The sequence below is a fragment of the Bacteroidota bacterium genome (assembly GCA_016194975.1).
In the GTDB taxonomy this organism is placed as follows: domain Bacteria; phylum Bacteroidota; class Bacteroidia; order Palsa-965; family Palsa-965.
This window is the reverse complement of the sequence record JACQAM010000005.1, coordinates 66532-91516: the sequence shown is the minus strand read 5'-3', so window position 1 is coordinate 91516 and position 24985 is coordinate 66532. Positions and strand designations below refer to the sequence as shown.

22 protein-coding genes are annotated in these 24985 nt (G+C 42.8%); 17 read left to right on the top strand and 5 right to left on the bottom strand.

All coding sequences use genetic code 11. The features are described from left to right. Nucleotides 1–157: 157 nt before the first annotated feature. From HY064_03385 to HY064_03370, 4 genes are all read right to left on the bottom strand, one after another. Nucleotides 158–1132 (bottom strand): PHB depolymerase family esterase, encoded by a 975-nt coding sequence (locus HY064_03385; protein ID MBI3509681.1) that lies wholly within the window; start codon nucleotides 1130–1132, stop codon nucleotides 158–160. Nucleotides 1133–1207: 75 nt separating this feature from the next. After that, complete coding sequence (locus tag HY064_03380) at nucleotides 1208–2857, bottom strand: acyl-CoA carboxylase subunit beta (protein ID MBI3509680.1); 1650 nt, start codon at nucleotides 2855–2857, stop codon at nucleotides 1208–1210. Nucleotides 2858–2956: 99 nt separating this feature from the next. Next, a complete protein-coding gene (locus HY064_03375; GenBank protein ID MBI3509679.1) occupies nucleotides 2957–3493 on the bottom strand; it encodes a shikimate kinase in 537 nt (178 codons plus the stop codon). A gap of 40 nt (nucleotides 3494–3533) precedes the next feature. Continuing rightward, nucleotides 3534–3962: a hypothetical protein gene (locus HY064_03370; GenBank protein MBI3509678.1), complete on the bottom strand. Its 429-nt coding sequence runs from the start codon at nucleotides 3960–3962 to the stop codon at nucleotides 3534–3536. 185 nt (nucleotides 3963–4147) lie between these two features. Here HY064_03370 and HY064_03365 point away from each other — a divergent pair, with 185 nt between their 5' ends. The 12 genes from HY064_03365 to HY064_03310 all read left to right on the top strand — a co-directional run bounded on the left by HY064_03365 (nucleotide 4148) and on the right by HY064_03310 (nucleotide 17439). Continuing rightward, a complete protein-coding gene (locus tag HY064_03365; GenBank protein ID MBI3509677.1) occupies nucleotides 4148–4384 on the top strand; it encodes a 50S ribosomal protein L28 in 237 nt (78 codons plus the stop codon). A 102-nt stretch (nucleotides 4385–4486) separates the two neighbouring features. Next, on the top strand, nucleotides 4487–5893 hold the full coding sequence (locus tag HY064_03360; protein ID MBI3509676.1) for an aminopeptidase P family protein: 1407 nt from the start codon (nucleotides 4487–4489) through the stop codon (nucleotides 5891–5893). A 128-nt stretch (nucleotides 5894–6021) separates the two neighbouring features. Continuing rightward, entirely contained in the window at nucleotides 6022–6204 is a 183-nt protein-coding gene (gene rpmG / locus HY064_03355; protein MBI3509675.1) for a 50S ribosomal protein L33, read from the top strand. Between the two features lie 16 nt (nucleotides 6205–6220). After that, nucleotides 6221–6379, top strand: a complete 159-nt coding sequence (locus HY064_03350) for a DUF4295 domain-containing protein (GenBank protein MBI3509674.1) — start codon at nucleotides 6221–6223, stop codon at nucleotides 6377–6379. Nucleotides 6380–6483: 104 nt separating this feature from the next. Next, nucleotides 6484–7440, top strand: a complete 957-nt coding sequence (gene ftsY, locus HY064_03345; protein MBI3509673.1) for a signal recognition particle-docking protein FtsY — start codon at nucleotides 6484–6486, stop codon at nucleotides 7438–7440. A gap of 136 nt (nucleotides 7441–7576) precedes the next feature. Further along, entirely contained in the window at nucleotides 7577–7792 is a 216-nt protein-coding gene (locus HY064_03340) for a hypothetical protein (GenBank protein ID MBI3509672.1), read from the top strand. 139 nt (nucleotides 7793–7931) lie between these two features. After that, nucleotides 7932–9299, top strand: coding sequence for a SpoIIE family protein phosphatase (locus tag HY064_03335; GenBank protein MBI3509671.1), 1368 nt, complete (start codon nucleotides 7932–7934; stop codon nucleotides 9297–9299). Continuing rightward, nucleotides 9300–11318 carry a tetratricopeptide repeat protein gene (locus HY064_03330; GenBank protein MBI3509670.1) on the top strand — a complete coding sequence of 673 codons (2019 nt, stop codon included), beginning with the start codon at nucleotides 9300–9302 and terminating at the stop codon, nucleotides 11316–11318. 69 nt (nucleotides 11319–11387) lie between these two features. Further along, nucleotides 11388–13448 (top strand): SpoIIE family protein phosphatase, encoded by a 2061-nt coding sequence (locus tag HY064_03325; GenBank protein MBI3509669.1) that lies wholly within the window; start codon nucleotides 11388–11390, stop codon nucleotides 13446–13448. 72 nt (nucleotides 13449–13520) lie between these two features. Then, nucleotides 13521–14993 (top strand): T9SS type A sorting domain-containing protein, encoded by a 1473-nt coding sequence (locus HY064_03320; protein MBI3509668.1) that lies wholly within the window; start codon nucleotides 13521–13523, stop codon nucleotides 14991–14993. Between the two features lie 165 nt (nucleotides 14994–15158). Beyond that, nucleotides 15159–16472 carry a 30S ribosomal protein S12 methylthiotransferase RimO gene (rimO, locus tag HY064_03315; protein MBI3509667.1) on the top strand — a complete coding sequence of 438 codons (1314 nt, stop codon included), beginning with the start codon at nucleotides 15159–15161 and terminating at the stop codon, nucleotides 16470–16472. Between the two features lie 82 nt (nucleotides 16473–16554). Beyond that, nucleotides 16555–17439 carry a T9SS type A sorting domain-containing protein gene (locus HY064_03310; protein ID MBI3509666.1) on the top strand — a complete coding sequence of 295 codons (885 nt, stop codon included), beginning with the start codon at nucleotides 16555–16557 and terminating at the stop codon, nucleotides 17437–17439. 249 nt (nucleotides 17440–17688) lie between these two features. Here HY064_03310 and HY064_03305 read toward each other — a convergent pair whose 3' ends face one another. Further along, complete coding sequence (locus HY064_03305) at nucleotides 17689–18534, bottom strand: restriction endonuclease (GenBank protein MBI3509665.1); 846 nt, start codon at nucleotides 18532–18534, stop codon at nucleotides 17689–17691. 190 nt (nucleotides 18535–18724) lie between these two features. Between HY064_03305 and HY064_03300 the strand changes: the two genes are divergently transcribed. From HY064_03300 to HY064_03280, 5 genes are all read left to right on the top strand, one after another. Continuing rightward, nucleotides 18725–19240, top strand: a complete 516-nt coding sequence (locus HY064_03300) for a hypothetical protein (GenBank protein MBI3509664.1) — start codon at nucleotides 18725–18727, stop codon at nucleotides 19238–19240. Nucleotides 19241–19473: 233 nt separating this feature from the next. Next, the gene (locus HY064_03295; GenBank protein ID MBI3509663.1) at nucleotides 19474–20079 is read left to right on the top strand and encodes a DUF1211 domain-containing protein; all 606 of its coding nucleotides are present in this window, start codon (nucleotides 19474–19476) and stop codon (nucleotides 20077–20079) included. 219 nt (nucleotides 20080–20298) lie between these two features. Next, nucleotides 20299–22086 carry a hypothetical protein gene (locus HY064_03290; protein MBI3509662.1) on the top strand — a complete coding sequence of 596 codons (1788 nt, stop codon included), beginning with the start codon at nucleotides 20299–20301 and terminating at the stop codon, nucleotides 22084–22086. A 66-nt stretch (nucleotides 22087–22152) separates the two neighbouring features. Beyond that, the gene (locus HY064_03285; protein MBI3509661.1) at nucleotides 22153–24375 is read left to right on the top strand and encodes a S46 family peptidase; all 2223 of its coding nucleotides are present in this window, start codon (nucleotides 22153–22155) and stop codon (nucleotides 24373–24375) included. Beyond that, nucleotides 24372–24944, top strand: a complete 573-nt coding sequence (locus HY064_03280; GenBank protein MBI3509660.1) for an NUDIX hydrolase — start codon at nucleotides 24372–24374, stop codon at nucleotides 24942–24944. Before HY064_03285 ends, HY064_03280 begins: the two co-directional genes overlap by 4 nt. The last annotated feature ends 41 nt before the right edge of the window (nucleotides 24945–24985 follow it).

Below are 24985 nucleotides of genomic sequence, written 5' to 3'. Positions count from 1 at the left end.
CGCAATTCCATGGAAAAGTTACAATGGAAATTTAATGAGCCGGACGGAATTTTTTAGCCCTGATGTGACCCGGGTATCCGGGGCGCAGCAGGACAGGTGTGAATTTGTTGCACATCAGCCGCCGCTCCAAAACGACATACAAAATAAATTTCCGGAATTATTTTACCAGCCCGAAAAATTTTGCAGCATAATAAATGGAATAAAAATCCACATCCTTCGCAAACATTCCGGTTTTTCCTCCCTGGCCGGGTTCATTACCGGGATCAACGGGAATAGCATGTCCCATTTTTTTGAAAGTGAAAATACTCACAACTGTTTTTCCTGAAGAGTCGAGATAAATTTTATTGGTTACCAGTGGATTGTTATTGAACATGGTGTCGGTTTTATCCGGGATGGTATCTGTTTCGTGAACGTTGGCCCACTGCTTTACAATTTCATTTGCATTCGAAGGATCAACGACAAGATCTTTTTCTCCCTGAAAAATAATCACGGCGGGATAATTTCCATGATAGCCATGATCTGCGTTTCTCACTTTATCGCCGAGTTCCTCCGGAGTTTTGTGAATGCCGCCGCTCATTCCACTAATTGCGTCACCCGCATTATTTACAAGACCATAAGCACCACCGGCGAAAATGGCGCCCTTCGAAAAAATATCAGGATAAGTGGCGAGAAGAATATCGGCCATAGCTGCACCTGCGGAAAGTCCGGAGACGAAAATTTTTGTAGAATCGATCTTGTATTTTGTTTCTGTATAATTTACCATTTCCACAATGGAAGCCGGCTCACCTTTTCCACGCTGGCGATCATCGGGCATGAACCAGTCAAAACATCCATTGGGATTGTTCAGTAATTTCTGTTGCGGATAAATAACGATGAAACCGTATTTGTCAGCGAGTTTGTTCCATTCCGTAAGTCTTGCGCAGTCGGCCGCCGATTCGCCGCAACCATGGAGTGAAACTACAACAGGAATAGGAGAAGGGATACTGTCGGGGACATGAATGAAACAAACAAGATTTCCGGGATTGTCGCCGAAGTTTTCAATTTCCGTTAGTGATTCTCTGCAAAAAAATGTAAGCGGAAAAAATAAAAGCAGGAAAGTAAAGGGGATGAAATATTTTCCGGATCGCAACATGGGTTCATTTAAGAGCACTCGGAAATGTACCTTGAGAATAGAATCTTAACAACAAAAAATATTCAATCTTGAATTTCAAGTTTGAATCACACCCACATTATATTTTTTCGAGATGGGTGCGTGATCGGCCGCTTCAATTCCCATGGAGATCCATTTGCGTGTTTCGAGTGGATGAATAATTCCGTCGACCCACAATCTTGCAGCGGCGTAGTAAGGAGAAGTTTGTGCATTGTAACGATCGGTGATCTTGTTGAGTAAAGCTTTTTCATCTTCCGGCGTAATTTCTTTTCCCTGCGCTTTGAGCGTACTCACCTGGATCTGCAATAAAGTTTTTGCTGCCTGCGCTCCGCCCATGACCGCGATCTGCGCGGTGGGCCACGCTACGATCAATCGAGGATCGTACGCTTTTCCGCACATCGCATAATTTCCTGCGCCGTAAGAATTGCCAATGATGATCGTGAATTTCGGAACTACGGAATTGCTCATTGCATTTACCATTTTCGCGCCGTCTTTAATAATTCCTCCCTGTTCGGAACGTGAACCAACCATGAAGCCGGTTACGTCTTGTAAAAAAACAAGGGGAATTTTTTTCTGGTTGCAGTTCATGATGAAGCGCGCCGCTTTGTCGGCCGAATCGGAATAGATGACGCCACCGAATTGCATTTCACCTTTTTTACTTTTCACGACTTTGCGCTGGTTCGCTACAATTCCAACCGCCCATCCATCTATTCGTGCAAGCCCGCACACGATGGATTGCCCGTAGAGTTCTTTGTATTCTTCAAATTGAGAATCATCAACGAGGCGGAGAATAATTTCGTTCATATCGTAAGGTTTCTCGCGCGAATCGGGAATGATGCCGAGAATTTCTTTTTCATCCAGTTTTGGAGGTTGTGTTTTAACACGACTGAAGCCGGCTTTTTCATACGTGCCGATCTTATCCATAATGTTGCGGATGCGGTCGAGGCAATCTTTATCGTCTTTGCATTTATAATCGGTGACGCCGGAAATTTCGCAGTGCGTAGTTGCTCCACCTAAAGTTTCATTGTCAATATTTTCTCCGATAGCCGCTTTCACGAGATAGGAACCTGCGAGAAAGATTGTTCCGGTTTTATCGACGATCATCGCTTCGTCGCTCATGATGGGCAGGTATGCGCCGCCCGCAACGCACGAACCCATGATGGCTGCGATCTGCAGAATTCCTTCTGACGACATGATGGCGTTGTTGCGGAAAATTCTGCCGAAATTTTCTTTGTCGGGAAAAATCTCATCCTGCATGGGAAGAAAAACTCCGGCGCTGTCCACGAGATAAATAATGGGCAGGCGATTTTCCATTGCAATTTCCTGTGCGCGAAGATTCTTTTTTCCGGTGATGGGAAACCATGCTCCGGCTTTTACAGTAGCATCATTTGCGACAACAATACATTCTCTCTTGTTCACATAACCGAGCATGACCACCACGCCACCGGAAGGACAACCGCCATACTCTTTGTACATGTCGTCGCCGGCAAATGCGCCAATCTCAATTCGTGGGGAATCTTTGTCGAATAAATAATCGGTGCGCTCGCGTGCGGTGAGTTTTCCCTGTTCGTGTTGTTTTTCAATGCGCGTTTTTCCACCACCGAGTGACGCTTTTTCAAAGCGTTTCTCCATTGCGGAGATCAGCTGCTTGAGCGTGTCTTCGTTTTTATTGAAGGTGATGTCGGTGGCGGATTTGGAGGTACTCATTGAAAAGTTGCCTGGTTTCCTGGGTTCGTTACGTTCGTTGACGTTTGATCGGAATCGCTATCCAACATAAGCAACACATCCAACATAAGGAACCAATTATTATTCTTCCTCTTCGTTCGTGCTTTCTTCCAATTCGTAGAGTCGCACAAATTCTGCAAGGTCTTCTGCTTTGAGATCTTTCGCTTTCACTTTGTATTTGGCGCGGAGATAATCGGGTTCGCGTTCCTGGAGAAGTTCGTGAACGAAAGTCCAGAGTTCGTGTCCTTTTTTTCCATTGAGAAGAGGGCGTGAATCTACGAGTGGTTCGAGGCGTTCGGTAAGATGATCGGTACTCATCTTCATGTAAATGGTAACGCCGGCTTCATTCATTTTATCCATGTTGTCATCGAAGCAGGCCGTTCCGCCACCGCAAGCCATTACGAAATCATCCTGTTCGATGAGTTCGTTGAGCGTTTGTTTTTCGAGATCGCGGAAATGTTTTTCTCCATCTCCGGAAAAGATCGCTGCTATGTCTTTGCCGAATTTTTTTTCAATTTCTTTATCGAGATCGATGAATTTGAGTCCGAGTTCTTTCGCGAGACCTTCACCTGTTGTCGATTTGCCGCTTCCCATGAAGCCTACCAGAAAAATGCGCATGATTGTTTTTTAAATTGTTTTTGCAAAAGTGAGCATTTTATCACAACATAGCGCCGAAATTTATTGACACCATAATACCTTTTTCAAAATAGTAATCAACATTGGCCTCATCGAAGGTCAGCCGTTTTTCTCCCCATTCATGGAGTTCCTCTTCGATCTGCGTAAAACCATATTTTTTCATTAGGCGGCGCAGTTCATCTTCATTGAGTTTGAAGACGTGGGTATCGAGCATTTTAAGTATTACGGAATTGTCGGCTTCCACACAGCAGAACCGGGTTCCGTCTTCATTGTCGAAAAAAAGTGAAAACCCCCGAGACCAATAGTGCCAAACAGGGGCTAAAGTACCATCACCGGAATCGAGGTTTTCGGTTTCCTCAGGAGATCCCATGGCAGAAACGATGACCTCCGTTGATGCTCCGAACGGAACACCACCGAAATGTTTCAGTAATTCTGCTTCGTAAGATTTCATTGGGACAGTGTAGAATAAAGATAACATAACTTTAAATAATACTGAAACTCTTCTCAATAAAACAAGGGGCATTATTTCAATAAATTTGAATGACTGGTTTTTTTATAATGAGAAGTATTTGGAGGGTGCGATTTTCTGAATTTCCATTAATTCCCTACATTTGCCTCCCTTAAAAACAAGAAGTCATGTCGAAAGTCTGCCAGATCACAGGAAAGCACACGGTTGTTGGAAACAAAGTGTCGCACTCGAACCGTAAGACCAAACGTACTTTTCAGCCGAACTTACAGGTGAAAAAATTCTATTTGCCATCCGAGAAGAAATGGATCACCATAAAGGTTTCCACTTCCGGATTGCGTACCATCAATAAGATCGGGATCACCGAAGCGGTAAAACGTGCGCGTGCAAAAGGATATCTGAAATAAACAAAACGGCTTTTTGCCGCCGGTATCATTAACTTACCATTGAAAACGCCACCAGAAAAAACAGGTGGCGTTTTTGTATTTTTAATTCTCAATAATTACAAAATGAAAAAAACGGCCATCATTCCTGCGTTGCTCTTCCTGCTCTTCTGCTTTTCTTCTTTTTCCAGGATCAGTAATTATTCTTACGAGAGCGATCTGCTGAGCGCCGATTTTCATAAGGGAAGAAGAGATGCATTACGCAAACTGATGCCGGAAAATTCTGCCGCAGTTATTTTTTCAAATAAAGAACTCATTCGCTCCAATGATGTCGAATTCGATTTTCACCAGGATCCCGATATGTATTATCTCAGTGGTTATATGGAGCCGAATTCCGCATTGGTAATCTTCAAAGAACCGCAACGATTCGATTCCATAATTACCAATGAAATTCTTTTCGTGCAGGAGCGCGATCCCGCGCAGGAAGTATGGACCGGCAGAATGCTGGGTGTGGAAGCAGCTTCGAAAACTCTTGGAATTAAAAACGTTTTGTCGGATAAAGAATTTTCAAAATTCAATTTCGGCTGGAAAAGATTCGTGAACGTGCTTTCTCTTCCGTTGCGCGACTTGAGTGTTGAAAAAAATGAACCATTAGGTTCGCAAAGTGAAATGGAGAATTCTTTTCAGGCACAACTTTCTTCTAATGGAAATAGAGGCGGCGAACAATTAACGGGCATGCTCCTGCAGTTACGCAAAGTAAAACAGCCGGCGGAATTACAATTATTGAAACGTGCCATTGATATCACCGATTCAGGACACATTGAACTGATGAAAGCATTACAACCTGACATGACGGAATACCAGGTACAGGCCATTGTGGAATATGAATTCAAAAAGCGCGGCGCCGAATACGAAGGTTATCCCAGCATTTGCGGATCCGGAGAAAATTCATGCATACTTCACTATACGAGCAACAGGCGCGCATTCACCGGGAATGAATTGATCGTTGTGGATGCCGGTGCTGAATATCATGGTTATTCTGCCGACGTGACGCGCACGCTTCCTGTGAATGGAAAATTTTCTCCCGAACAAAAACTTATTTATGAAATTGTTCTGGCGGCGCAGGAAGCCGGGATAAAAAAATGTATGGCGGGAAATGATTTTCATGATCCGCACAAGGCGGCAGTGAAAGTGATCCAGGACGGACTGATGAAACTCGGGATAATTTCTTCGCCGGAACAATTTGATCTGTATTTCATGCACGGAACTTCGCATCACATCGGGCTGGACGTTCACGATGCAGACTATGAAGGAAAGCTTGTCGCAAATAATATCATCACTGTAGAACCCGGAATTTATATTCCGGAAGGTTCTCCCTGCGATAAGAAATGGTGGAATATCGGTGTGCGGATCGAAGATGATGTGCTCATCACGAATGGAGTTCCCGATGTTCTTTCAGAAGCTGTTCCTAAAAAGGTGGAGGAGATAGAAAAAATGATGGCCTTGACAAGTTATCTTAATGATGCAAAATGAACAATATAAATCACTGATATTTATTGTTTTAAGTAAAATCGTAAATTGTAAATTCTAAATTGTGCCGGCACTTGGTATTTCCTCCTTCAATCATTACCTTTGCCTCCCGTTACAAAAACGAATGAACAATGGCTAAGAAAGGCAATCGCATACAGGTAATTCTTGAGTGTACCGAACACAAGGAAAGTGGTAAACCGGGAACATCCCGTTACATTACCACAAAAAATAAGAAGAATTCTCCCGACCGAATCGAGTTGAAAAAATACAACCCGATCCTGAAAAAAATGACGGTCCATAAAGAGATCAAATAATCATAAAAAATAAGTCATGGCTAAGAAAGTTGTTGCTACCCTCAAAACCGGTGAAGGAAAACAGTTCACCCGCGTAATTAAAATGGTGAAGTCGGCGAAGACCGGCGCTTATGCATTCAAAGAAGAAGTTGTGCATAATGATCACATCAAGGATTTCCTTGCAGATAAAAAATAATTCCGATTGGAAATAAATGAGAAAGCTTCTTTCACCGAGAGAAGCTTTTCTTTTTCCGTTTACTCTCCATTCCTGAATTGTACATTGTAAATTGTACATTACGTATGGCATTTTTCGGACTCTTCAGTAAAGAAAAAAAAGAAAGCCTCGATAAAGGATTATCGAAGACGAAGGAAAGTTTCTTTTCGAAGATCGCGCGCGCGGTTGCAGGAAAATCTTCGGTCGATGAAGAGGTACTGGAAAACCTGGAAGAGATCCTGATCACTTCTGATGTTGGTGTTGAAACGACGCAGAAGATCATTGCGCGTATCGAAAAACGAGTGGCGAAAGAAAAATATGTGAACACCGGTGAACTGAATAAAATTCTCCGAGACGAAATAGCCGCGCTGCTTGCAGAAAATAAATCGGCCGACATGGATGATTTTGCTGTTCCTGAAAATAAAAAACCGTACGTGATTATGGTAGTGGGTGTGAATGGCGTTGGAAAAACCACGACGATCGGAAAACTTGCGAACGCTTTTAAAAGATCGGGAAAGAATGTGATGCTCGGCGCTGCCGATACTTTTCGTGCAGCGGCAGTAGATCAACTCAACATCTGGGCGCAACGTGTGGATGTGAGTATCGTTTCACAGGGAATGGGCGCAGACCCTGCTTCTGTTGCATTCGACACGCTGAATTCTGCAGTCGCAAAAAATGCGGAAGTTGTGATCATTGACACAGCAGGGCGATTGCATAACAAAGTGAACCTGATGAATGAGCTCACTAAAATAAAAAAGGTGATGCAGAAAGTTGTTCCCGATGCACCGCACGAAGTGTTGCTCGTTCTCGATGGTTCTACCGGACAGAACGCCGTGGAGCAATGCAAACAGTTCACAGCTGCTACCGATGTTACTGCGATCGCTGTAACGAAACTCGACGGAACAGCGAAGGGCGGAGTGGTGATAGGAATTTCTGATCAATTTAAAATTCCTGTGAAATATATAGGGGTGGGAGAGAAGATGGATGACCTGCAGGTTTTTAATAAGACAGAATTTGTGGATTCACTTTTCAAACAGAACTGAACGGATTCTCCGAATGAAAAATCAGTTCATCTCTTTTTGTTTTTACTTTTTTGTGATCCCGGCGGCTCTTTGTGCACAGCACCATTCTCCTAAACATTTCATTGTTGATTCGGTACGCTTAGCTGATTCGATAAAGATGACGGACGATTCTGTGCAGGCGGATATGATGAAGAAGGAAGCTGAACAGAAATTCCTCGATGAGGAACTGAAAAAACAATGCCTTGAAAAGGAAAACCGCCTGATGTACCAGCGTAGAAATAGCATCAGCATCATTGTGATCGCCGTTATAATCATTTCACTTGTAATTGTCGGACTCATCATTCTTATCGTAGTTCTCTCCGGCAGAAAGTAGTCTTTCAATCGCTGGTATTCCTTTGAATTCTTATCTTGCTTAGAGAATTTTCCAAAACAAAGGCACGCGGATTTCGCCGGAACTTTTTTGTCTCCTGCATTATGAAAAAAAATGAACCGGTAAAAAAACTTTGCTGCTGATGTTCACATTCGTCCGTTCTATTGTCAACACCGGCGTAACACCCGATCTGCCATTCAAACAGCAGAATCGTATTCGCATTTTCAATTCTTCTTCACTTGTCATTGCTTTCATCTGCACCGCTTATACTATCATCGGTTACCTCAATCATTATTACATCGCCACTGCCCTCACACTTACGGAACTCGGAGGTACCATTTTCAGTATTGCGATGATGAAGTGGAGAAACTATCGTATATCTTTTCATCTCACGCTCATTCTCGGAATGATCTTTCTCGCCACGTTCAGCCTGCTCTATGGCGAAACAGGACAAACGCATATTTTTCTTCTGTTCATGCCTATGGGTGCGGTGATCGTCTTTGATAATTTCAAAGTCATCTTCACTTATTTTTTTGCGGCGATCGCGGTGATCATTGCATTGAAAGTTACTTTCAATTCCCCATCCTACAAATCGTATTATCCTTTCGATCCGCTGAATAATATTTTCGGCATCATGAATACAGGATTCACCGGGCTGCTCATTTTTCTTGGAGTGAAAATGTTCAAGACAGAAAATGTGGCGTTCAATGAAAAAGTAGAAACGCAACGGCTGCAGCTGGAAGAAAGGAACAAAGACATTCTCGACAGCATTCATTATGCAAAAAGAATTCAGCGTGCACTCCTTGCTTCCGATACGATGCTCAGGAATAATCTTCCGGAGTATTTTGTTTTCTATCGCCCGAAAGATATTGTTAGCGGAGATTTCTATTGGGCGGATGAATCACCGGATGGTAAATTTTTATTGCTCACCGGCGATTGCACCGGGCATGGAGTTCCCGGTGCGTTCATGTCGCTGCTGAATATTTCCATTCTTCATGAGCTGACGAACGGTTTGAAAATGACGAAGCCCGATGAATTGCTGAACACGCAGCGCAAAGCGATCATCATGGCGCTGAATCCTGAAGGGGCCGATGAAGAATCGAAAGACGGGATGGATTGTGTACTCTGCAGTTTCGACCTGAAAAATAATCGCGTGGAATTTTCCTGTGCCAATAATCCGCTGTGGATTTTGCGCAACGGTGAAATGATGGAATTCAAAGCGGACAAACAACCCGTGGGCATGCACGAAGGCATTGCCATAAATTATACGTTGCACACAACCGATCTTCGCAAAGGAGATATCATTTACACGTTCACTGATGGATTTGCCGATCAGTTCGGAGGCCCCCGCGGAAAAAAATTCAAATACGCTCAATTGAAAGAAAAATTGCTCGCAATGAAAAATGAAAAATTAGCATTGCAGAAAGAACAACTCTCGGAAATTTTCGAAGAATGGAAAGGAGAACTCGAACAACTCGATGATGTACTCGTTATAGGAATCAGGATCTGAATGAGAACGGCCGGAAAAATATTTTTCTTACTGTGCGCATTTACATGCGCATCACTGCATGCGCAACAGGGTATGCACCTGTACGATTCTCTGGTGAAAGCTGTTGCAACAATGCCGGATGATTCGAACAAAATCAAAACCATGCTCGCGATCGTGAAAAGTGCATCAGCATTCAGCCCCGACAGCCAGTTGGTTTGGGCGAATCGCGGCCTCACTCTTTCAAGAAAAATGAATAACAAAAGAGGAATCGCCGGTTTCACTTCCCAGATCGGTGTTTATTATCTCGATCACGGAGACCAGGAAAAAGCAGTGAAGCTGATGATCGAAGCACTGGGTTATTATGAAGAATTGAAGGACATGAAAAATATTGCGCGGCTCAACATGAATCTTGGAAATACATTTTATTATAAAAAAGATTATACCCAGGCAATGCGTTATCACCAGCTGGCGCTTGATCAGTACAATTCCATCAGCAACAAAAAAGGAGTTGCCGACTGCAGCATGAATCTTGCGAACGAATATATCGTAACCGGTGATACTACTCTTGCGCTTGACCTTTACAATAAATCACTGAAAATACGGGAAGATATTAAAGACAGAATAGGAATTGCACAATGCCTGAATAATCTCGGCGATACTTATGGTGATCTGCGCGATTATAATAAAGCGATCGATTATTTTAAAAGAGCGCTTGCCATCAAAAAGGATCTCGGTGATAATTACAGTATGGCGGCGACTTATGGTGCGATGGCAAAACTCGAACAGAAAAGAAATAATAACAACGATGCGATAAAATATGGTTTGGAATCGATGCGCCTCTGTGCTCTTTCCAGGAATATATCAGTGACGCAGGAAGCGGCTTTCGTTCTCGCTGAAGCCTATGGATCAAAAAAAGATTTTTCCAATGCTTACAAATATGAAGTGATAGGAACCAATTACAAAGATTCGCTTTTCTCCGCGGAATCAAATCGCAGCATCGCAGAAATGCAAACGAAATACGAAACAGATAAAAAAGAAAAACAAAACCAGATCCTTGAACAGAAAAATAAAATTGCCACACTCGAATCAGGAAAAAAAGATGCAGAGATCAGCCAGCAGCGCATTTACATTATTTCTGCAGCCATTGGTTTGCTTCTTGCTTTCGGGCTTGTGCTTTTTATTTTCAAAGGATATAAAGACAAACAAAAAGCACATTACATCATTTCCCTCCAGAAAAAGGAAGTGGAACGGCAGCGCGATCTCGTGCAAGAAAAACAAAAAGAGATCGTCGATTCTATTACGTATGCAAAACGAATTCAGGGAGCGCTGCTTGCTTCGGATAGTTTATTGAAAAAAAATCTTCCCGATCATTTTGTCTTTTACAAACCGAAAGACATTGTGAGCGGCGATTTCTATTGGGCCAATCTCACTCCTGCCGGAAAATTTCTTTTGCTCACCGGCGACTGTACAGGGCACGGAGTTCCCGGCGCATTCATGTCGCTGCTCAACATTACGCTGCTGAGTGAAATTGTGAATGAACACCGCATCACGCAGCCCGATGATATTCTCAACGAAGTGCGGCGCGACATTATTCTTGCGCTGAACCCCGAAGGATCGGAAGAAATTTCGCAGGATGGAATGGATTGTTCGCTCTGCAGTTTTGATTTCAGGAATGGAAACCTCGCGCTCGCTTCGGCGTTCAACGCGGTGTTGCTTGTGCGCGATGGAAACGTAACCGAATTTCCAGGTGATAAACAACCGGTGGGATTTTTCGAAGGTGATTCCCGCCCATTCACACTTCAGAAAACAGAAATAAAAAAAGGCGATACCATTTACACTTTCAGCGATGGATTCGGTGACCAGTTCGGTGGGGAGAAAGGGAAAAAATACAAGTACACTAACCTGAAAACTTTTCTTCTTTCCATTGTGCATCTTCCCATGAATGAGCAAAAGAAAAAACTCGAAGAAGAATTCAATTCATGGAAAGGCGATCTCTTCCAGGTGGATGATGTGTTAGTGATAGGAATAAAAATATCCTGACCAATGGTAAGACAGAAACTATTCATTATTTTATTTTGTTGGTTCTCTCTTATATCATTCGCACAATCCATGAATGAGGACAGCCTGCTGCATATTCTGAACAGTTCTGCTTCCGATACAACCCGCGCAAATGTTCTGCTCAGCCTGAGCCGCATCTTCAGAGAAACAGATAGCATAAAGGCGAGATCCTATGCAGAACGCGGACTTGAATTGGCAAGAAAAACCGGCCGAAAAGATCAGGAAGCGTCAGCCATTTTTGTTCTTGCTGATGTCCGCAATAATGCAAGTGATATGAAGACTGCCATTCCGCTTTATCTCGAATCGGCCAGTCTGTACAAGGAAGCCAATTCACAAGTGAAGTATTTCAGAACACTGCGTTTGCTCGGCACTTGCTACGCCAATATCGGAGATTTTGAAAACGCGTATAAATACCTGGGGCTTGCCAGAGATGGATTTGAAAAGCTGAACGATTACGATCAATTAAAAGTTGTACTGAACAAACTCACCGCCGCTTACTACGCCGAAAAAGATTATCAGCGCGTCAAAACGATCACTGAGGAATCGCTTGAGCGCGCAATAGCGAATTCCGATTCGAGTATTCTTACAGCCCTGTATGGAAATCTCGGGCTGGCCTTTATTGAACTAAATGAATATGATTCATCGGCATTTTATCTGAATAAAAGTGTAGCAATAGATATTGCAACCAGCGATTCACTGAGTCTCGCCGGCGATTATCTGAATATCGGTTTTCTTTATTCCAGGAAAAACGATATTGACAATGCGCTTAAATATTATGAAGCGTCCTATTCCATTTTTCATGAGCATCACAGCCTGGAAGACGAATGCACACTCCTCAATAATATCGGCAATATTTATTTCAGGAAAAAAGATTTCCGAACGGCGATCGACCACTCTTTCAGAAGTTATAGCATCGCTTTATCACTCGAATTGCCGGATGATGAGAAAGAAGCGGCCCAGGATCTTGCAAAAGAATATGCCGCGATCGGGGGATTTGATAGTGCTTACAAATACAGTACGATCTGGTCTACGCTAAAGGATTCATTGTTCAATATTGAAAAGGTAGATGCGATCGAATCCGTGCAAACCAGATTCGATGTGGACAAGAAAAAAAGGGAGAACGAATTACTCAGTAAGAAACTCCAGGTCACACAACTCGCCGGAGAGAAACAAAAGATCTACACGTATTCCATGATAGGAATAGCGACACTGATCCTGATCGTCGCATTCCTTTCGTTGCGTGGTTACCGGCAGAAAAAGAAAGCGAATGGTTTGCTCGAAGAAAAAAACAAACTCATTCATTCGCAGAAACTCGAAGTAGAACGGCAAAAAGACATCCTCGATGAAAAACAAAAAGAGATCGTCGATTCTATTACGTATGCAAAACGAATTCAGGGAGCGCTGCTTGCTTCGGATAGTTTATTGAAAAAAAATCTTCCCGATCATTTTGTTTTTTACAAACCAAAGGATATTGTAAGCGGCGATTTCTATTGGGCCAATCTCACTCCTGCCGGAAAATTTCTTTTGCTCACCGGCGACTGTACAGGCCATGGTGTTCCCGGTGCGTTCATGTCGTTGCTCAACATTACTTTGCTCAATGAGATCGTGAACGAACACCGCATCACACAACCTGACGATATTCTGAATGAAGTAAGAAGCGATATTATCAGTGCACTCAATCCTGATGGATCGAATATCACTTCGTGGGACGGAATGGATTGTTCTATTTGTAGTTTTGATTTCAGGAATAATAAAATGTCCTTTTCCAGCGCGTTCAATCCCATCCTTATTATTCGAAACGGGGAAACGATAGAATTCCCGGCGGACAAACAACCTGTTGGTTTTTTTGATAAGGAAGTCAAACCATTTACTTTACAGAAAGAAGATCTTAATCCGGGTGATATGGTCTATACATTCACCGACGGATTTGCTGACCAGTTTGGTGGCGGTAAAGGGAAGAAATATAAATTTTCGAGAATGAAGGAAATGCTCGGTGCAATTTCGAAGTTGCCCATGAATGAGCAAAAGAAAAAACTCGAAGAGGAATTCAATTCATGGAAAGGCGATCTCTTCCAGGTGGATGATGTGTTAGTGATAGGAATCAAAGTTTAAAATAATTTTATTTCCCGGTATTTTTGCAATAATTTAGGTCGGGGATCGTTATTCAAACGCCATTAACCTTGCATGAAAAAAGTTTTTCTCGTTTTTTGTTTTGTTTTTTCACTTTCGGCAATGTTCCGGGCGCAGGTCTATTTCAACAACCGGTATGGACTTCCGGGCGACTACACCGGCGGCTCACAAATTGTTTTTTCTCAGAATGCATATTTCGTTGCGGGCAGCGCGTGCGCCCAGGCAAATTGTGCTGAAGCAGCATTGTTCAAAATTGATATTTCCGGCAATCTTATCTGGGAAAAGAAACTTACGCAGGACCATTATTCCAATGCGAATACTGTGACCGCTCTCAGTGATGGAAATTTCATGGTGTGCGGAAAGGATTCTCTTCCGGGAATTTTTTTGTGGAAAGTGGATGCGAACGGGAACACACTCTGGACAAATAGCATTTACGATTCCACTTTCCATCGCACTGCACTTATGTGCAAAGAAGCGGATGATCATGGACTTGTTATTGTTGGATGGGGTGGAAGCCCAACAGGAAATTCCAAAATAATTTTGCTGAAAACAGATGCAGCGGGAAATTTATTGTGGGAAAAAAGAACTACGCCTCCTTATTATGGTTATGGAACAAGTCTTGATAAATGTATCGATGGCGGATTTATCATTGGAGGAACATGGGTTGTTCCCAATTGCAGCGGGCCTCCTTTTTCGTATGCCTATCTGCAGAAGACCGACAGCGTGGGAAATATGCAATGGCAGCATCTTTACAACATAAATAGCACAACCGGTGGAGCGCGTGGTGCAGATGTGATTGCAGTAAAAGAAAAATTTATTTTCAGCGCCACCGCTTTTGGAGATAATTATTGCCAGATCGGCGCGATCTGCGTTTTAAAAACAGATTCAGTGGGAAATATCATTTGGCAAACGCCGCTTACTCAGACAGCACCCGGCACTTATGCAGGAAATTTATGTTTATTGTCCAATGGCGCTTATGTCGTTTCCGGAACGGCGCCGCACACCAGTTTCAGCGTACATATGGATGGTGTATTGATAAAAGTGAATGATAATGGAATGGAACAATGGTGCGGCCATTATGAAAATATTTTCGGGCCAGGCAGTTCAAATTATCTCTATGATGTAGTTGTTGCTCCGGATGGCGGATACGCGGCCGGCGGAATGGTTATGCCGGCAGCACCTGACACGGGAATAAATGATATGTGGGTGATGAAAACGGATGGGAATGGCTGCGATGCTTTTGGAAATTGTCCTTCGCCGATCGTGAGCGGAGTGCCGGTTAACATTCAGAATGAAAATGATTTTTCTGTTTTTCCGGATCCTTCCGATGGAATTTTCACGGTGCATTCTGATTTTGATAATTATGATCTCGGGATTTTTGATGTGAATGGAAAATTGATCCTTGAGAAAAATTCTGCAGAAAAGAAAAGTGAAATTGATCTTACGGACCAGCCAGCCGGAATTTATTTTCTGAAGATTACCGGTGAAAGGGGACAGATCATGACGAAGAAGATCATTAAGAATTAATTCTGCCCATCTCCTAATATTAATTTACAAGAAGTTTTTCCGCCAGGGATAGAAGCGGCATCCTCCATGAAGCGGAGCTTGCTTCCGCTTTATGGAGATACAGCGAATAGCCCGGCCGGCGGCATAAAAAAAATTGCCATTTGGAAAATGTACCTTTGTTCTCCAATGAAAACAAAAACACTCCGGCGGAATAAAGTGAACGTGGTAACGCTCGGCTGTTCGAAAAATATTTTCGATAGCGAAGTGCTGATGGGCCAGTTGAAGGCGAACAATATTGAAGTGGAGCATGAAAGCAAAAAAGATGACGCAGGAATTGTGATCATCAATACGTGTGGTTTCATTGACAATGCAAAACAGGAAAGTATAGATACCATTCTCCGTTTCGTGGATGCGAAGGAAAACGGGCTCGTCGAAAAAGTTTACGTCACCGGATGTCTCAGTGAACGCTACAAACACGATCTCGAAAAAGAAATTCCGGAAGTGGATGCATGGTTCGGCACGCGCGATCTTCCCCGTATGCTGAAAACGCTCAAGGCAGATTACAAGCACGACCTTGTTGGAGAAAGAATTCTTACCACGCCGAATCATTTTGCTTACCTGAAAATTTCGGAAGGATGCGATCGCCCGTGCTCGTTCTGCGCGATACCGATCATGCGCGGGAAACATATTTCCACCCCCATTGAACAACTCATAGCGCAGGCAAAAATTCTTGCGAAGAACGGAACGAAAGAATTGATCCTGATCGCGCAGGATTCCACTTACTACGGGCTCGACATTTATAAAAAAAGAAATCTCGATGAATTGCTCCACAAACTTTCTGAAGTGGACGGCATCGACTGGATACGTTTGCATTATGCATTTCCGAGTGGTTTCCCAATGGAAATTCTCGACGTGATGCGAACGAATGAAAAGATCTGCAATTATCTCGACATGCCTTTGCAGCACATCAGCGATGCGATGCTGAAAAGTATGAAGCGGGGAACCACGAAACAAAAGACGATTGATCTTGTAAATAGGATCCGCGAAAAAGTTCCGGGCATTACTTTGCGCACCACGCTCATTGCGGGTTACCCGGGCGAGACGGAAAAAGATCATGAAGAAATGCTGCGCTGGGTGGAAGAAACAAAATTCGACCGGCTCGGCATCTTCACCTATTCCCACGAAGAAAATACTTCTGCTTTCGAATTGAAGGATGATGTGGAACCGGAAATAAAACAGGAACGCGCAAGCGCTGTAATGGAAATGCAATCGGGAATTTCATTTGTAATGAACCAGAACAAGGTGGGAGAAGAGATGAAAGTTCTTTTCGACCGTAAAGAATCCGGTTTTTTCATTGGGAGAACCGAATCCGATTCGCCGGAAGTGGATAATGAAGTGCTCGTAGATGCTGCACAGGATTTTGTGCGCATCGGCGATTTTGCCAATGTGAAAATTGAAAAAGCAGAGGAATTTGATCTTTACGGAAGTGTTGTTTGTTAACAGATGAGTGCGTAAGAAGAGCATTAATTACTCCGGGGTCAAGCCCTAATTTTCTTAGTTTTGTTATGCAAAAAAATCTTCCATGAAAAAATTCTACTTTCTCGGCGTACTTCTCACTTTTCTTTTCGCGGGCATGCACCAGCGTACACAGGCGCAGAACACGATCGTATGCGACAGCGTGCTGCAAACGTCCACCTGCGCGGGAGGAAATGTGATCATCCCGTTTTCAGTAACAGGAACTTTTCCATTCGGAAATATTTTTACGGCACAATTTTCTGACTGGCTTGGAAATTTCGGAAGCCCGGTGAACATGGGAACTACTTTTTTTACGATCGGCGGAAACGGAATTATTTTCGGAACTATTCCTGCCAATGCAAGTTTCAGTTTCTTCTACCGCATTCGCGTCATTTCTTCAAATCCGCAGGACACGAGCAATACGAGCCCGAACTCGGTTATCATTACGCAGATCGCACAATTGAATACGATCATTTCCAATCCGGGCGATTCCGCTTGTCCCGGCGATACGATCACGCTTTACGCACTCAATATTGCTACTGCTTATTCCTGGAGTACCGGTGATACCACGCAATCCATTCAGGTCACTACTTCAGGAATTTATTCGGTGACGACAACGGATGCGCTTACCTGCCAGAGTACGACGAGCGATACCGTGGTATTCGATCCGTCGCAATGCACCGGAGTTGCGGAAAATAATTTTTCAGATCAATTCAGTCTTTCGGCGAATCCGGCGCACGATGAATTGAATATTAATTTCGGAAACGTTTATGACGCTGATGTTTTGCTGAGCATCTACAATTCGCTTGGGCAGAAAGTGCAGGAAGAAAAATTCCGCGCGCATCCGTCAGCGCAGGAGAAGATTGGCATAAGCGATCTCCATGCCGGAATTTATTTTGTGGTACTTGAAAGTGAAGGGCAGCGCGTGGCGAAGAAAATTATTGTGGAGTAAATAATAAAAAAGTTCTTTAAAAAATTTAGGGCATCTCTAATAACTTCGAACTGCTGCGTTGTGGGCTACGCCCTCAAAATCCTCATTTACGAATAGTAAATTCCGGTTTTTCGGGCTTGCCCGCCTTGCATTTCTGTGTTTTTAGAGATGCCCTTTAATCAGTGTAAATCAGCGCAAGTCTGTGGCATCTTTATAAAATAACCACTGATTACTCAGATTTACACTGATTATTTTTTTCCTCCGATAAAATTATTTTCCGCAAAGATTCCTGATCTCTTCCAGCAATGCATTCTGCCTGCTTAAGGTCATCCCGATCATTTTAATCAATTTTAAATTGGAAGGAATATCTTTAGCCAGGATCAATTCTTTTTCAAGCAATAAATTTTTTTCAGTTTTTGTCAATGAAGTGAGGCAGGTGAGGGGGTATAATTTTTCTGAATCCGCAAGTTCACGCAGGCCTTTGCCCGCGGGAAAATTCCAGCTCAGCAATTTCAATCCTGTACAATTGCCATAATTCACCGCATCCTCGGTAAAGCGCGTGTTCGTTACCACCCAACCATAATATTTTTCAACGTCTTTCACCGGGTGTTCTTCGAAGTAATTCCTGATGTCATTGAAACGCGAATGAATGTAGAGCGGCACTTTCACATCGCAGTTCAAACCATCATGCCGGTGAAATTTGCATTCGATAATGTGCAGTTCGTTCCCTTTTTTTGCGAGTACATCCACTTCATGTTTCACACATTTTCCATTGAGGATCACGCTGTGTTTCGTTTCATAACCTCTTGCGGCAAGAACGGCTGCAATATATTTTTCGAAATAAAAACCTTCGGGACCGAGTGCGATGATCGCCTGTTTGAGATTATAGCGCGCCGCAAGAAATTTCGATTCCGCCCTTAGTTCTGCAAAAGCAAGGCGGTAAATTTCTTTCGTGGAAATCCCATCGTACAAAGAAGAACGGATCTTTACGAGAATTGCGTTCACCTGTTCTTCATCTGCGCCTGCACGACGCAGTGATGCTTCCAATTTCTTTTCGGAGAAATAACTTTCTTCGCCCGTTGATTTGGTAATGCGTACCGGTAATTTAGTTTTCATTGTAATCAAAGTTACCGGAATCGGAATTAGCCGCCTTGGTTTCTACGGAGAATATTTTTTAATTTTATATATCCGCAATCCGATGATGAACTTATTTTTTACAACTGCCATTTCAATTTCACTGCTATGTCCCCCGGAACTTTTTTCACAAACTGATTCGGCTCATAGCCATTCTATCACCGTTCATTTTTTGTACGGATCCAAACCGAAAAGAAATTGCAAAGCAAGTGAAGAAAAATGTTTTGGGGGAATTCACGGCGGGCATGTTTCCATTGAGGACGACAGTTGCATTTTCAGTTTTCAACCCAAATATGGCTGGCATATTTTTGCGAGTCGCCGTCACCGGCTCGGAGGATTCATTGCTGAAGACAAATCATCTTTTCATAAGGACACTTGCGGAGATCAATATACTTCCATCGTAATTCCACTCAGTGATTCACAATATGTGGCGTACAAAAAACTGAAAGCAGTATTTCTCGGGAAGAGTCCGTATGATTATGCTTTTTTCGGTGTTCGTTGTGCGGCCGGTGCCGCCGATGTTCTTTCTCATCTCGGTATTCTCAAAGAACGTTCTGTTTTCGGAGATGTCTGTCATAATTTTTATCCACAGCGACTGAGAAGAAAATTGATACGTTACGCGAAAAAAAACAACTGCACCATCATTCGTCATTGCGGAAGAGCAACACGCAAGTGGGAAAGAGAGTAAGCAGCGGGCAGTCAAAGAAACGGTAGTGGGTCAGTTTGAAAATTCTTAGCGCCTTAGCGTCTTTGCGGTTTAATAAAAGAATGGTTTAGGAACCGCGAAGGTGCCAAGGCGCGAAATTGAATCGGAAAAGAGCAAACTGAGCCACTACCAAAGAAACCCATAACTCCTAACACTGATTCGTATATTCGCACTTCATATATTCCTCCCGAACATGTTCGGAATAATTCGTACTCATGAATAAATCACGACTCGAGGCATTTTCCGACGGAGTATTTTCCATCGCCATCACGTTGCTCGTATTCAACATCACCATTCCCACTTGCGATTATGTTCATTTGAAGCAGACGTTGCTGGAAATGCTGCCGAAAATCCTTTCCTACATCATGACGTTCACACTCATCGGACTGTATTGGATCGGGCATCATTTTTATTTCGACCGGATAAAATATGTGGATGGAAATTTTGTGTGGATGAATATGTTATTGTTGCTGCTCATCTGCATAGTGCCTTTTCCCACCGGCTTGCTTGGAAAATTTCCAAACGGAAAAATTCCAATTGTGCTTTACGGTATCAATCTCATCGCCACCAACCTGCTTTCTTTTTTCATGCTCATGTATCTTTACAAACACAAGCACCTCGTTAACGAACATTTCAAAGACGAGTTTTATAAAAAACAATTGCCGTTATTTTTCTGGATCAATTTTACGTACGCCATTGCTATTGTCTTTGCTTTTATTTATCCCGTGGTGAGCTACGTGCTTTACGTTGCCACGCTTGCCATTGCGATCAAAGTTTATGTGAAGAGGATGAATCATGCGGCTGAAAAAGTAAAAGCATAATTCGGCTCAGATAACAGAATATCTGTCGAAAAGTATTTGTTCATCTCCCTTTTTTTTGTAGTATTGACAAGGCCTCTGCCCTTTTTCCCGGCCCTCCCTGATTGAAATTGAATTTCTTGCCAATACGTTTCAGAATTGAGACCGTTATTTTTTGACTGTCATTTTCTTTTTTGCCGTTTCCCCGGAAGTGTTGCAGTTTTTCTGCACTCGATTTGGCGAGTGAAAAAAAATGCACTGCTCATTCTTTGCTTTATCGTTCTCAGTGAAGATCGCCTGCCGGCCCAATGGAGTCCTGCTGTTGATTCATTGAAAAAACAAGTGTCAACATTTACTTATGCCGGGCAATTTGATTCCGCGAATTCGCTTGTGCTGAAATTCATCGGCAGGAAGGATCTTTCTCCCGTAGAGGAATTCTATGGCCATTTTCTTTTCGGCGATGTAATAAAATCTTCCGGCAAACCGGACAATGCTGTTGCTCCATTGCTCCAGTGCAGGAGTTACCTGGGAAATATTATTGACAGCGCATTATTCAGTTCGCTCGTTTATGGCGATGTAGCGGAATGTTATTTCACCATGCTGGATTATGGCAATGCGAAAAAATATTCGGAAATGTCCATTGCAGAAAGCCCGGTGAAGAGTCTCAGAGATGGAGGCCATGCTGTGAATTACATGATACTTGGTTACAGCGATTATCTTGAAAAAAAATATCCTTCATCCCTCGATTATTACAATAAAGCGATCGGCCAGTATTTATTGAAAGGTGAATCGTGCGAATTGCCACTGTGCTATACAAAAATGGCGCGCGTTTACAGTACGATGGGAAATGATAAACTTGCTGAAGAATATATTAGCCGTGCAATCCGGCTTAGTGATTCCTGCGGAATTGACAATTATAAATTATTAGCTAAACGAACGCTCTTTGAAATTTACCACGAAAAAGGAAATGATAAAAAGGCGCTTGAACTTCTGCTGGAGGTTAACGATTTGGTTGCAAAAATAGAAAGCAAACAGGATGATCAGAAAATGACGGAGATGGAAGTTCAGTATAAGGCACAGCTTGACGATCATGAAAATAAAAATCTCGAAGAAATAAACCGGAAGAATGAACAGTTGCTCGCACAGGGACAGGTTGAATTGGTAGTAGCTTTAATCACTTTCATTTTCATGCTCGCACTTGTTTTCGTGCTTATCCGCCTTGCTAAACAAAGAAAGAGAGCAAAAGAAAAACTCAGTTTACTGAATGAAGCACTGGAACAGAAAGTAAATGACCGTACGGAACACCTGCTTGAGGCAAACAGGAATGTTGAACTGAAATCAGAGTTGCTTTCTTTCCAGAATAATCAATTGACAGATTTCTGCAATATCCTTTCACATAATCTCCGTTCTCCGCTGGGAAATATGAAGCAATTGTTGAACCTCGTGGAGAATGCTGATAACGAAAAAGAACAAAAACTCATCCTCTCCAAAATGCGCCCTGTGGTCAACAATCTGAATGAAACATTATCGGAACTGCTCGAATCGTTGCAAGTAAGGCAGGATACTTCCATTGAATTGGATGAAGTGGACATTGCGCAATGCATTAAGAATACGCTTGAAGCAGTTTCTGAAGAAGTGATCCGGCTCAAAGCGGTGATCAATGTGAATGTGCAAGATGCTCCTGCGATCCGTTATCCGAAAAAATATATAGAGAGCATCATTCATAATCTCCTGACGAATGCACTTAAATACAGTTCGCCCGAGCGGAAACCGGTCATCACTATTGCAACAAAAAAGAAAGGAGAAATTATTATTCTTTCGGTTGCCGATAATGGACTCGGTATCGATTTAAAAAAATACAGGAAAGATATTTTCCGGATCAGAAAAGTTTTCCATGAACATCCCGATGCAAAAGGATTCGGATTATTTATTACCAAAACACAGGTGGAAGCGCTTGGAAATAAGATCAGCGTCGAAAGTGAACCGGGAGTTGGATCCACCTTCTTCGTGGAATTTGCCAATCAGGAGTGAGGAATTCTGAAAACTGAACAGCGAATGTTTTCAGTTTAACTATCTTCACGTTTCAATTTTCTGCCAATGAAACGTTTTCTCTTCTTCTTTCTTTTTCTTCTCTCTTCATTCTCCATTCTCAAAGCCGACGAAGGAATGTGGCTGCCCATCCTGCTCGATGAATTGAACATTACCGACATGCACGCGAATGGATTCAAACTGAGCGCCGACGATATTTACAGCGTGAATCATTCCAGTATGAAAGATGCCGTGTGCCAGTTCGGCGGTGGCTGCACAGCAGAACTCATTTCATCAAAAGGTTTGTTGCTCACGAATCATCATTGCGGATTCGGTTACCTGCAATCTCACAGCAGCAATGAAAATAATTATCTCGATAATGGATTCTGGGCAATGAATCAGCAACAGGAACTTGCATGCCCGGGTTTGACGGTAACTTTCATTGTGAGTATGGAAGATGTGACGGATAAAATTCTCGTTGGAGTGAGTGATACAATGAGTGAAGCTTCGAGAAATAAAATCATTGATGTTAATTCAAAAGCGCTTGCAAAAGAAAATACAAAACAAGGTTTTGATGCTTTTGTGCGCCCGTTCTTTTATGGAAATGTATTTTATCTTTTCGTTACACAGACGTTCAAAGACGTGCGCATGGTGGGCGCGCCCCCGCAGGAGATCGGAAATTTCGGTGGAGATTCTGATAACTGGATGTGGCCGCGGCAAACTGCTGATTTTTCTTTGTTCAGGATCTACGCTGATAAAAACAACGATCCTGCAGATTATTCGAAAGAAAATATTCCTTACACACCGAAAAAATTTTTCCGCATCAATGCAAATGGAGTCGGTGAAAATGATTTTACCATGGTGTATGGATTCCCGGGAAGAACAACGGAGTACCTCACTTCCTATGGAGTCGGCCTCCTTGAGAATGTTGCAGACCCGGTGAAAGTGGATATGCGCACCACGCGTATCACGATCATGGAAGATGAAATGAAAAAAGATCCGGAAGTGAAAATGAAATATGCAGCGAAGAGGAACGGTGCGGCGAATGCGTGGAAAAAATGGCAGGGCGAAGAAAAGGGATTGAAGGAAACAAATACCATCGCGCTCAAGCAGGCGCGTGAAGATGATTTCTCGAAAAAAATAAATGCCGATGCGGCGCTGAAAAATAAATACGGTGATCTTCTTCCTTCACTCCAAAAAGCAAACGAAGGAATTGTTCCTTATGAAAAAGGGGTGGACTATATGAGCGAAGGAATTTTTTCGGTGGAGCTTGTCGGTTTTGCAAATCAATTCAGTGATGTGATCAAATACAGTTCGGCGGATACCCTGGATGTGAAAAAACTCAACAACGCGCTGAATGCTGTTTATGGTTACGCACTTGACTTTTATAAAAACTATTCCGTAAAAGTTGACAAAGAAGAAGCATTCGCCCTCATCACGAAAATGATGGACGGCATCGATTCACTTTATCCTTACGATCCGCAACTGGATATTCCTTCGAAAATATTTTATGAGAAAAATGGTTTTGCTCTTCCGTTCTTCTGTTCTACGGTTCAGAAAAAATACAAAGGTGATCTGCAGAAATATCTCGACATGATCTGGTCAAAATCAATTCTGCTCGATTCTGCAAAATTATTTTCCATGTTGCGTAAATGGAAACCCTCCGATTGGAAAAAGATCAGCATGGATCCGGCATTTGTTCTCACCGGAACGAGTTATCTCTATTACGATGTTTTTGCGCTCCATCCTTATATGAAATTCAATGCAATCATAAATGCTTTGCAACGCCGTTACATGAAAGCGATGGAAGAAGTTTTTCCTGAAAAGAAATTTTATCCCGATGCGAATTTTACGCTGCGTGTTGCTTATGGAAAGATCGATGATTATTCTCCGCGCGATGGTGTGCAGTACAGTTGGTATTCTACGCTCGATGGTGTGATGGAGAAAGAAGATAATTCAAGTTTCGATTACAAAGTTCCCGCGCGCCTGCACGAACTCTGGGAGAAAAAAGATTACGGGCCGTATGCCGATAAAAAAGACGGGAAACTCCATACGTCATTTATTGCAACCAATCATACGACCGGCGGAAATTCCGGAAGCCCGGTGCTTGATGCGAATGGAGATCTAATCGGAACAAATTTCGATCGTTGCTGGGAAGGAACGATGAGCGATGTGAATTATGATCCGAAACTCTGCAGGAATATCGTGCTCGATGTGCGTTACACGCTTTTTATCATTGATAAATATGCAGGCGCAGGATACCTGATGAATGAAATGGAATTTGTGAAATGAAAGAGTTGCCCGTATCGCCGGAGAATAATCCGTGGAAAACTCATTACACTGAAAAAATTTATGAGTCGCCGTGGATCAGCGTTACAAAACATGACGTGACAGATCCAAACGGCCATCCCGGAATTTATTCGGTCGTTCATTTTAAAAATTTTGCAATAGGAATCATTGTTCTCGACGGGGAAAAAAATACTTTTCTCGTCGGGCAATATCGTTATCCTGTGAATGAATACACCTGGGAGATTCCCGAAGGCGGTGGCTCCACAGAAATTCCTCCGCTCGAATCGGCAAAACGCGAATTGAAAGAGGAGGCCGGCATCACCGCAAAAAAATGGACGCTCATCCAGGAAATGCAGTTGAGTAATTCTGCGACGGATGAATATTGTTATTTGTATCTCGCAGAAGAAATTGTAATAGGCGAAGCGGAGCCCGGGGAAGATGAAGATCTGCAATTGATAAAAATTCCATTCCATGATGCTTACCGCCTGGTTTGCGATGGAAAAATAACAGATTCACTTTCTGTGACCGCGATCCTGAAAGTGAAATTGCTGCTCGATGAAAAAAAACTTTGACCAACCCTGCCGGATTTCTCTCCTCGTTAACTGTTACCTTT